This window comes from Nocardiopsis protaetiae (genome assembly GCF_045446735.1).
GTDB classification, from domain to species: Bacteria; Actinomycetota; Actinomycetes; order Streptosporangiales; family Streptosporangiaceae; genus Nocardiopsis; species Nocardiopsis protaetiae.
The window spans coordinates 1-10329 of the sequence record NZ_JBJJBV010000240.1; the positions used below are offsets into that span (position 1 = coordinate 1).

Annotated in this window: 8 protein-coding genes and 1 pseudogene; 2 read left to right on the top strand and 7 right to left on the bottom strand. The window is 68.1% G+C overall.

From position 1 onward, the window contains the following. Positions 1–248 precede the first annotated feature (248 nt). The 6 genes from ACJOT3_RS27320 to ACJOT3_RS27345 all read right to left on the bottom strand — a co-directional run bounded on the left by ACJOT3_RS27320 (position 249) and on the right by ACJOT3_RS27345 (position 8219). Positions 249–800 (bottom strand): hypothetical protein, encoded by a 552-nt coding sequence (locus ACJOT3_RS27320; RefSeq protein WP_406975989.1) that lies wholly within the window; start codon positions 798–800, stop codon positions 249–251. Further along, positions 797–2413 carry a hypothetical protein gene (locus tag ACJOT3_RS27325; RefSeq protein WP_406975990.1) on the bottom strand — a complete coding sequence of 539 codons (1617 nt, stop codon included), beginning with the start codon at positions 2411–2413 and terminating at the stop codon, positions 797–799. The genes ACJOT3_RS27320 and ACJOT3_RS27325 overlap by 4 nt, the downstream gene beginning before the upstream one ends. Positions 2414–2549: 136 nt before the next feature. Beyond that, the gene (locus ACJOT3_RS27330) at positions 2550–4721 is read right to left on the bottom strand and encodes a DUF262 domain-containing protein (RefSeq protein WP_406975991.1); all 2172 of its coding nucleotides are present in this window, start codon (positions 4719–4721) and stop codon (positions 2550–2552) included. Between the two features lie 114 nt (positions 4722–4835). After that, positions 4836–5555 carry a hypothetical protein gene (locus ACJOT3_RS27335; RefSeq protein WP_406975992.1) on the bottom strand — a complete coding sequence of 240 codons (720 nt, stop codon included), beginning with the start codon at positions 5553–5555 and terminating at the stop codon, positions 4836–4838. Continuing rightward, positions 5542–7542, bottom strand: a complete 2001-nt coding sequence (locus tag ACJOT3_RS27340) for a hypothetical protein (RefSeq protein WP_406975993.1) — start codon at positions 7540–7542, stop codon at positions 5542–5544. The genes ACJOT3_RS27335 and ACJOT3_RS27340 overlap by 14 nt, the downstream gene beginning before the upstream one ends. 257 nt (positions 7543–7799) lie before the next feature. Beyond that, the gene (locus tag ACJOT3_RS27345; protein WP_406975994.1) at positions 7800–8219 is read right to left on the bottom strand and encodes a hypothetical protein; all 420 of its coding nucleotides are present in this window, start codon (positions 8217–8219) and stop codon (positions 7800–7802) included. A 588-nt stretch (positions 8220–8807) separates the two neighbouring features. On the opposite strand from ACJOT3_RS27345, the gene ACJOT3_RS27350 reads away from it, so the two are divergent. Continuing rightward, positions 8808–9149, top strand: coding sequence for a hypothetical protein (locus tag ACJOT3_RS27350; RefSeq protein ID WP_406975995.1), 342 nt, complete (start codon positions 8808–8810; stop codon positions 9147–9149). A 619-nt stretch (positions 9150–9768) separates the two neighbouring features. Further along, positions 9769–10092: a hypothetical protein gene (locus ACJOT3_RS27355; protein WP_406975996.1), complete on the top strand. Its 324-nt coding sequence runs from the start codon at positions 9769–9771 to the stop codon at positions 10090–10092. A 101-nt stretch (positions 10093–10193) separates the two neighbouring features. On the opposite strand, the pseudogene ACJOT3_RS27360 reads toward ACJOT3_RS27355, so the two are convergent. After that, positions 10194–10329, bottom strand: a pseudogene (locus ACJOT3_RS27360) (IS5/IS1182 family transposase); the annotation flags it as partial.

Here is a 10329-nt window from a genome sequence, read left to right on the forward strand (position 1 = left end):
TCCGGAGTCTGGAGGATTTGGAGCAGGTGATCAACGCGCATCTGCGTCTGGTGCGCAAGCGCACCGATCTGCTGCGGGGGTTCATCGAGTCGGTCGGCTTGGAACCCTCACCGTTTCCGTCAACCGCATAATCAAAGATCAGTAGTTCCAGTGGTCCAGGTTGGTGCTGTCCAGCGCGATGACCTCGGCCTCCTCCCCGTTCCAACGGGCGAGGACCGAATTGGTGGTCCCGAAGTCGATGCCGAAGCTCATGCCCACCCCTTACCGTTCTTCTTCTCGGGTTTCGCTTCCTGGAAGAGGACCTCCCCCGAGACGATCAAACGCCCGCTGATCTCGTCGACGAAGGCCGGGGAGACGACCTTGGCCACGGTCCCGGGCCCCGGGTGCCCGGCGACCACCCGGTAGCGGGCGAGATCCTCGGTGTCAGTGACCTTTTTCAGTCCGCTGGCCCGGCAGAAGTCGAGGATTCTGCGGGACAGGACCCGGGGATCCCCCGCGCCCTTCTGCTTCTCCACGTCCTGGAGGAGCTGGGCGAGCTGGGACAGGTGGGTCTGTCGGGCACCCATGTTCTCCACCAGGGCCAGGCGCGCGATCTCCCGCGCCTGCTGTGGTGACAGCTCTTGGTCCGCGTGTTCCTGGAAGACCTCGACGAGCCGCTCCGTGAGCGGGGCGATGAGCCGCTTCGGTTCCATACCGACCGCCACGACGGCCATCAGCCGCTCCCGCTCCCGAGGACTCAGGTCCGTGAGGATGCGTTCGATCTTCTCGTCGGTGTCTTCCTCGTGGTCTCGCTGTCTCATGGCGTCCTCCCTGCGACCGCGTGGTCCAGCAGTGCCGTGATGGCATCTGTGCGTATGCGCTCTCTGAGTTCCTGGGGCACGGGACCGCTCCGACGTGCCAGAGGCCGGGGTTCGGCGACGAACCGCCGGGCGACCCGGGGGCGGGGGAAGAGTCTGCCGGGGAACACCGGGAGTACGTAGAGGGATTGATTCTCCAGGCCTCCGGTGGTCTCTATGTCCCGGATGAGATCGCGCGCCTGGTTGATGTCCGACAACTCCTGTTTGCGGCCCTGAAGGCGGCGGCGCAGGCCGCGCCAGGCGTCCCGCCACACGTGCTGGTCGGAACCGTGGGCCACACCCAGCTCCAGGTAGGGGTTGAAGAGCGGTCCGCGGTTGTTGCGGTCCATGGCCAGCCGGGACCGGAGCCAGGCGATGTTGCCCTCGGTGACGGCGCTGCGCTCCGGGAGTGCGTCCAGCCGTTCCAGCGCGGTGTGCAGCACCTGTGAGTCCCCGCTCTCGGAGAACCGGAGGTCGAGGTAGACCTCCATCGCCACGGCCTCCTCCCGGACCCAGCTCTCTTCCGAGGAGGTATGCGGCTTGAGGTGCTCGTAGGCGGACGGGCGCACGTCGAGGAGTTCCCGGTGCGCCGCCCGCAGATCCCGCCAGGCGGCGAACGGGACCATGGCGCCCTGCGGAGCATCGAGGGTCCGCCCAGTGCACAGGCCCTCGAAAACAGGCCATAGGTCGGTGTCCTTGAACAGGACTCTCGGCCAGGCCGAAGGACGGTCCCTGGCTTCGAGGACATGGCCCACCAGCCGCCGGGAACGGTCATCGAGGAACTCTGTCAGCCTTGTCAGGGCTTCGGGGTCACCGTTGGCCATGGCGGAGAGATCGCGCACCATCCTGGGTGCATCATCGGACACCTCAAGTCCGGGATCCTCCAGAAGCCGCCGCCGCCACAGCTCTTCCGGCCATCCCAGCGCTTCGACCTGCTCGTCGGTCAACTGCTCGGGGTTGCGGCGGGCCGACAGATAAAGGTTCTCTTGTTCATCCGAGCGTTCTTGTCCGCTCAAGGAGAAGGCGGTCCCCTGGTCCACGAGGTCATCCACCAGAGTGAGGGGCGCGTTCTCCAGGAACCGCTCCAGGCTCCGCAGTTTCTTGCCCCGGCGCAACAGCTCACCGTCGCGCCACAGGCTGAACGCCGGATCGAGCGAGGGCAGGCCTTGGAGTTCCTCCGTGGAGGGCTCCCGCCGCCCGTGCAGCATCTCGCCCAGGCGTGTCCACTTCCTCAGCGCGGGCACCCCGATGCCGTGCAGGTGCGCGAGGTGGCCGGCGGCGGCACCGGGAGGCAGGTCCCGCAGCAGCTCCAGGAACAGCCTGGGAGCGTTCGGGCACATGCGGCCCTCCAGCATCCCCCGTAGTCCCTGGGCGGGTCCGCTCTCGCCGTCGCCCGCTTCGGCGAGCACGGCCTCGACCGCGTCGCGGAGTTCGGGGATCCGTTCGGACTCGACTCCGAACTCCTGCCAGACGCTGTCCCTGCGCCCGCGTTCCCGCTCTTCACGTATGCGGGCCAGACGAAGGCGTTCCTCGGCGAGGGCCGCGGCCTTGCGCGCCCTGGGGTCGCTCGTTCCCACGTTGAAAGCTCTATTCACCTGCGGTCGGGGGGATGGGGGCGGGGGTGTGGCCCGGTGCCGTGATGGTCCGTGCGGGTTCGGACCCGGCGGGCTTCAAGGGATCCTAGCGGCGCACCGTCCGAAAAAGTATCCCGTGTCACTTCCCCGGGTCAGAGCGCACGAAGCACACGGTCCTGGCATCGAGCCTCACCTTGGTGGCGCGCCAGCCGGCGTCGTGGATGGCCCGGCACAGGGCACTCCCCTCGTAGGAGTACCAGTGGGGCATGTGGTTGTAAGCCGAATAGGACAGCGGAACCCCGGCGATCTCGGCCACCTCGGAGAAGCCCATCGGAATCCGGTCCTGTTCCTGGTCCCGCAGCCATCGCCACAGTTCTCGGTACTTGCCGTGGTGGTCGACCCCGGCTGCGCTCCGGCCCGCGGTCCCGTGCCCCTCCCCCACCGCGGTGTTCTCCGTGACCACCGCGGTACCCGGCCCCTCCTGCTCGGGCCGGGGCCAGATCCGGACGATGTGGTCGACGAGTTCCTCGGTGCGCCGGTCGATGTCCGCCTCGGTCCACTCCTTCTCATGGCCGACGGCCAGGAGCGCGTTGAGCTTGAGGGTGCTGTGCTCCAGCAGCAGCGAACGCTTGCCCTTGCCGTTGATCCCCCGCGCCGCCGTGGTCTCGTCGGTCCAGGGGCGGTTGGAGAGTGCGGGGTTGAGCTTGTCGTTGACAAGGGTCAGGTTGCCCAGAACGTGAACGTGCTCCTCCCTGGCCTGCTCCGCCTCGGGGTCACCGAGCACGTCCTCCGCCCAGTGCTCCGTCCACTGCTGGGGCATCACGTGCTCGACGGTGAGCTGGCGCGGGCAGGGTTCTCCCTCGCCCCACGGCCCGCGCAGGGAGTCCTCCACCGCTTCCAGGAGCATCCGCATGCGGGGGCGGGTGAGCTGCCGGTACAGCGGGGCCGTCCGCAGGATCGTCCGCAACTGCTCGTCGTCGATCCAGTAACGGGAGGCGGCGGTCTGCCGCTCCAGCTCCCGGAGCACCGCCGTGCCCGCCCGCCCGGGACCCGCCTCGTGCACGGCCTTGAGCAGCACGACGACCAGGCGGTTGATGTCCTTGACCGTCGCCCGGCACAGGGAGCGGCGCACGATCCAGCTCTCCAGCGCCCGCAGTGCCAAGTCCCGCTGTTCCCGCGGCAGGTCGGACTCGTCCCAGCGCATGAGCCACAGGTGCAGCGGAGCCACGACCGCGGTGTCCAGTGCCCGGACCACCCGGTAGTGGAAGAGGCCCTCGACGCTGTGGTAGGGGGCCTCTGCCAAGTCCCGGTAGGCCTGTGCGTCGGCGGCGATCTCCGCCATCAGCGCGGCGGCTGTCGCCTCTCCGCCGTCCACCATCTCCCGGAACTCAACGAAGAGCCGGTCCTGGAGGACTTCGCGGCGCAGCCGCATGGTCAGCCATGCTTGGAAGAACATGTCGATCCGGGGGCGCTTGCGCCGCCCCTGGCTGACTTCCTCCCGCCACCGGTCGCCGTCAAGGGGTGCCCAGTGATCCCGGTACAGGCGCTCGACGTCGGCGCCCTCCCTCTCAGCGAACTGGAACAGCAGGTTCTTGATGAGGTCGGCGGCCAGCAGCGGACTGCCGCGGTGGTTGAGGGTCTCGAAGATGACCTGGGCGTTGTCCTCGGGTTCGAGGTCGATGACGACCAGGCGCAGGTGGTCGCGGACCGTGCGCACCAATGCGCTCAACCGCTCCCGTGGGGAACCGCCGCTCGCCTCTTCACCGTCGTCCAAGGCCCATGACGTGGCGGCCTCGACGAAGAAACCGTGCGCCCGCACCAGTGGCGAGGCCTCCTGACCGGGGACCGGGTCCTCCCCCATCGCCGCTTGAAAGCCCTCCCGGTCCCTGTCGGTCGGCCAGACCTTGAAGACTTCGGAGGAGTCGTTGGCGATCTGCGCCTCGTTGCGCACCAGGATTCTCAGCGCCTGCTCGTCCATCGGAAGGCCGTGCGACCGGACGACCCGGCGCACCGCGTCCAGGAGGAGCTGGAGGGTGGTCAGCCGCTGCTGCCCGTCGATGACTCTGCGCACCGCGATGTACCCGGTGGGCATGCTCTGCTGGTCCAGGACCACGGCCCCGAGGAAGTGCGGGGCCGGAGGGGCGATCGCGGCCCGGGGTTCCAGCAGGCGCTCGGCGACCGACCGCACGTCATGCCAGAGCGGCTCCCACTGCTTGTCGCGGTTCCAGACGTAGGGTCGCTGGAAGAGGGGGACGACGTATCGCGTGTGGTTACCGAAGATCGCGGTCGGGCTGTAGGTGTTGGACTGCACCGGCTCTCCTGTGCACTCGGGGGGAACGGGGGCGGTACTGCGGGAGCGGGGTGAGCGCACGGCTTTCCGCCATGATGCCAGCCGTTGCGGACAACCGGGAGTGGATCGCACACCTCATGGCCCGGAGGGCCGGCCCGGGATGCAAGCGATGTAGTCGCCCAGGTGGCGGGCCAAGCGCCCGGCGGTCTCGGGGTCCTGCACCAGGGCCAGGGCCTCCTCGACCCGGGCCCTGAGCAGCGCGCCCTCCTCCGTCCCGGTGACGGCCTGCTCGCGGCGCAGCGCGGCGGTCAGTTCCCCGTGGCTCTCGATGAGTTCCCGTGTCCACCGCTGCGGGCTGTCCACCCCCTGCGGTGTCCCGTTGCGTTCCAGCCACCACACGAGACCCAGGCCCTGGGACAGCACCTGTTCACGCAGGATCTGGAGGCGCACGGTCCGTTCCGCCTCCTCCAAGCGCACGCGTTCGGCCGCGAAGTGGCGAGCACGGGCGCGGGCCTCGGTCTCCGCCGTGATGCCCAGGCGCACGTGCCCGCTGACGGTGATCCGGTCGTCGGTGGTGATCTCGCGTGAGAGTTCCCGGTTGGCCGCGGATCGGGCCTCGCCAACGTGCAGGACCGGGTATCCGGCCGTCGCGGTGCGGACAGCCCCGACGAGGAGGCTGCGGGCCACCTCGTCGGGGTGAAGGATGGGGTCGGCCCCCTCGCGGAGCGTCCACCCGTAGGAGAGGGACGCCTCGAAGTACAGCCCGGGGTCGGCGCTGTCCACGCGTGCCGCGCACGCGCGGTCGAACGGCCGCCGCCCCGGGGCCGGGCCGGTGGGCTTCCTACTCCGGAACATCCGCACGCTCTCCGTCGGGTCGCGCCCCGTCGCGCGGCTTCTTCCAGAAGTCCCTGCGCAGCCGGATTCCGACACTCCCGGGCACCGTGATGACACGATCGACGTCCTCGTCGATCTCGGTGGATTCGGACACGACCGAGAGCACCGGGAACCCCCGGTCGAACGGGATCTCCCCCCTCTCAATGGCGGCCGCCCAGCATGCCAACGCGTGGCTCGCGTCCTGGCGCAGCTCCGGTCGGCGCCACATGCACTTCCACGCCCTCCGGAACAGCGCCAGGGCCTGTTCCCCTTCCTCCCCGGCGGAGGTGAGCAGCCCGCGCGCGGGGTCGGACCCCGCGCCCCCGCCGGCGTTCGGGGTTCCGCCGAACAGGTCGAGGAACAGGCGTCCGCCTTCGAGCACGGTGCGCTCGTCCCCGATCCAGTCGACCAGGACCTCCAGGGCCGCCAGGCGCGCGTGGCGGTCGGGCTCGAAGCGCTCGGCCACGGCGGCCACGGCCTCTCGGCGCAGCTCAGGGTCTTTTGCGGTCTGCACCACGTAGCGCAACCGCATCAGCGCCTGTTCGGGGTACTGCTCTCCGAACCTCCCCCGGCACACCCCGATGACGGCCCGCTGCCGTTCCGGGGTCCCCGAGCCCTTGGCCCAGTTGCGCAGGTCCACCACGCGCACCCGCGGACCGAGGTCCTCGTGCTCGGTGAGCTTCTGGAGGACGTCGACCACAAAGCCCATCCGCTGGGGTGCGTCCCGCTTCAACCACTCCTCCAGCAGGGAGAGGACGGTGGCGCTCCCCCGCGCGGCCGCGACCTCGGCCAGCACCTCCGAGAGCCGGTCCAGGCAATCCTCGGCGGCCCCCTGGGGAGCACTGATCTCGGCCAGCCACCTGGTGATCCGGTCCGCGACCGACCCCCGGCGGTCCCAGAGGTAGCGGATCAGCGCGAAGTCGATCCCCTCGCGGCCGTCGTCGGTGATGTGGACGCGGCCGTCGCGCAGGGCCAGGCCCGCGCCGACACAGCGCGCCCGGTCGTCGGGGGCGGCCAGGTCGCCTCCCCAGGCCTCGAAGAGATCGCGCACCTTCTGTGGGAGGAGCGCGTCGGCCGCGTTCAAGACCGCGGTGGCCGGCTCCCCGTCCAGGAAGGCGGCGGCGATGCGCAGGCTCCTGACCTCGGCGCCCTTGGGGTTCGCCGCCCGCACGTCGTCGGAGAACCAGTCCTGGATCTGCTTCTGCCAGTCCGAGAAGGGGCCCAGCACGTTCGTGTCGTTCTTGTTCACCGCGTTCAGGACGGCCTCGGCGAGGTCGACCCCGCGGGAAGGAAGGGCGTCGGGCGCCACCAGCCCGTGGAAGATCCCCTCCTGGTCGTCGACCCACTTCTCCCGTTCCCGCCGGTCGGGCCTGTCGGAGGTCCTGATCCTGCGCTTGGCCACGTCCACCGCGTCCGGACGCCGGTGCTCCCTGATGACGACCCCGTCCCGGCCGCCGATCCGGGAGAGTCTCCTGCCCACCTCGTCGTCTCCGAGGATGAAGAGCAGGGGCCCGTGCTCCTGGGCCGCCGCCTCCTTGGCGTACCGGGCCAGGTCGTCGGCGAACCGCTCGGTGAGCGCCTCGCCGGTGCCGGTGAGGTCGAGCAGGTAACCGTACCGGGGGTCGGCGGGAACGCGGTCCATGTCCGGCTCGTCCCAGTCGGGTGGAAGGAACTCGCGCAGTCCATCCGCTTGCGGCAGCGCGCCGAGGGTGCGCAGCCCGACCGTGCGGCGCCCCGTGTGGGCAGGGCCGACGAGCACCTGCACACCGCTCCGGACGCCCCCGGTCTCGCCGGTGGGAGAGAAGAGCTCGGTGGAGGGGATCTCGTCGTGGCCGATGGCGCGCGACCGCAGCAGGGACGGCCCCTGCTGGTAGCGGACGGTCCGCTCGACCTGGGTGAGGTCCCCGTGGGCCACGATGACGTCCCGCCCGGCCCGGACGTCGGAGAGCGTCGTCCCCGCACCGTTCACGGCCGTGCGGACGGCATCCGGCCCCGGCCGGTCCGGCGCCTCGGATCCACCCGCCTCTCCGGCCGTGTCCGCGGGCACGGCGTCGGGAGCGGGCCCGGGAACCCATGTCCCGGGAACAGGTTCCCCCGGGATCTTCGGACCGGAAAGGTGTTCCTCCGGGCCTCGGGTCTGATCCTGCAAGGCCGGGTCGCCGTCCAGGACAGGCTCGGACACGGCCTCGTGACCGTTGAAGGAGTGGTCGCTCTCGTGGGGCGGGTTCATCGACGGCCTCCCAGGTCGACGTTGCCGCCGGCGACGATGACGTCCCGGCCCGCGCGGACGTTGTCGAGCGTGATCTCGACCTTCGGCGGGGCGGCGGCCAGGTGCTCGTTCGTCTTCGCCAGCAGGGCACGGAGATCGTCCGCGGATTCGGGCGAGCCCTCCAGCAGAGCGGTGAGGCGGTCGGCCGTGACCTGGGCATAGGCATCGGCCGTCGCACCGAGGGCCTGCTCGGGCAGGACGGAGAGGGATCGGTGGTGGGCGTCGAGGTCGGACATCGCACCGGCCTCGTCTTCACCGGTGAGGTGGCGGCGCAGGAAGGCCGCGCAGAGCTCACGGATCTGCGACCAGGCATCGCTGGTCATGGCCGCGACGATGCCGGACGCGGCTTCCGCGGCAAGGGCCACAAGGGTGCTCATACAGGTCTCCGTTATCGGTTTCCGGGGGTTCACGGGGTTCTCGACTGCGCCTCCGCCGCCCGGCGCACACCTGATGGCACGCAGCGGGGAACGAGGAGGCGGGGCAGGGGATGCACGACCGCCCGCCTCTGGGGAGGCGCGGCACGCATCGTGCGAACACGTTCAGTGAACAGTAAATCGAAAACCATGTCAACAGACTTCCATCAAGTTGAGTGTGAGCATCGAGGGAGGGCCCCGAAAACCCGCAGGACACCTCGGCCGGCACCCGGCCGGACCACAGTCGGACAAGCATGGCGACCGCGATATGTGTGCGGGCCGAGCAACGACCGGGGCCGACGAGATCGGGGGCATCTCACCCAAGTCCGACTGGACAGGACCCGATGAATCGCTGTGGACCTCTTGCACCGGGCATCTCTGGTTGACCGGAAGTGGTCACGGGTTCCACTGGAAACCCAGGTCGCAGGCCATAGCCCCCAGGGTGAATCCATTGCTCTCAGTGCGGAGCGGTAACTTATGGCGACAAGCAGGAGTCTTGCGACACAAGGTTCATGAGGGGCTCTATCACCCTCTGGGAAGGTCACATTTCGCATGAGCGGTGGAACCGGTGCGAATCCGAACGAGGCGCGGCAGGGCGGTGAGGACGCCGAGGCCTTGGCCGCGGCGATGGCCGGGCTGGCCGACGCGTTCGACCTGACGGTGGACGACGCGATCCGGGTGGCGGGCGAAGAGGACGTGGAGGCCGGGTGGCGGTCCTTCCGCGAGCGCCACCTCCAGGGGTTCGTGGACGTGCAGACGCACGGGTTGCAGCTGGCCGACAACATCCAGGCGGGGGCGAGCGAGGTCGCCCTCAACGACCTGGAGAGCTCCGAGGAGCTCGCCGACGCCACCCACCACGTGCCGCCCGGGCTGGGCAACGTCAACTTCTACTGATCCCTGTCCCCTTGCGCCCTTCCCCGGTCCCCGGTCCTGCCTCCCCCTGACCTCGGTCCTCCCCCCTGATCCCGGCCTCCTCCCCCCGTCCCCGCTTCTGCTGAGGAACCCCCGTGGCTTCTTTCGACCTCCCCCTCACCCTGCGCACCACCGACGCGATCTCCGCACTGATCCGCGCCCGAACCACTGAGTTCAAGGACCTGCACGATTGATAATCACTTGTCAAACACGAGAATAAAATGTGACCAGCGAAACCTAAAGGGCAAATAATACAGAAGACCCCAACTGCACCAGCGAGCAGAGCGGCCACAATTCTGGTTCCGGACAAACATGGAGAAACTGGGAGCATTCAAACCATTACCCAACAACTGAGAACACCCACCCATTCCGGCCACACCCAACAGGGCGACCGATAATGATTACCCCACCGAAATACCAAACTCCAAGGACGCACAAGTCATTTAAATCACAAATCAGGGAGTCAAGAGAATAATCGGAAACCCGATTCGAAAGCCCCAGGGAACATGCGTCGACCCCGATCGCCAATCCACCCACCGGAACGCGATAGACATTTAAATCATCCCTAAATTCCGAAGCCAAAAAGAGAGCATGCCAACAAATGAGCGAAGAAGGAACCGGCGCCAACACCTGGGCGGCCGCGACAAAAGGCGAGCAGGCGACGGCACTAGCCGAAGCGATGGTTGGACTGGACGAGACATTCAGCTCACTCATGGACGACATGGCAGGAAAAGCCGGTTGGATCTCCTCTGGCTACCTAAACTTTAAATTCGAACTAGAGCCAGAAATAGCAACAGTCCAAAGAAATGGGCTTTCCCTCGCCAATGGCATCCAGGAAGGGGCTTCTGAGATTGCAAAAAACGACTATGAATCCAGCGATGGATTCGTTGAATCCTGGCATGACATGCCAGAGATAAATTTCTGAACAAAAAACCAGAAGCACTCTTTCCTGGAGTCGAAAAAATGACCGGTTCAACCGTTACGTACAATGGTGAGACCATCGAAGCGGTCTCCATTGAGCCTTTTTCATCCTGCTTCTCGGAGCTGAAGGACCAGCACCGCGCGGGTGATCTGGCCGGCGCGTTGCGGGCAGCAGCGCAGGCGGCGCAGGATGTCCCACTGCTTGAGCCGGGCGATCGCGCGCTCGCCCGGCGAGCGGAGC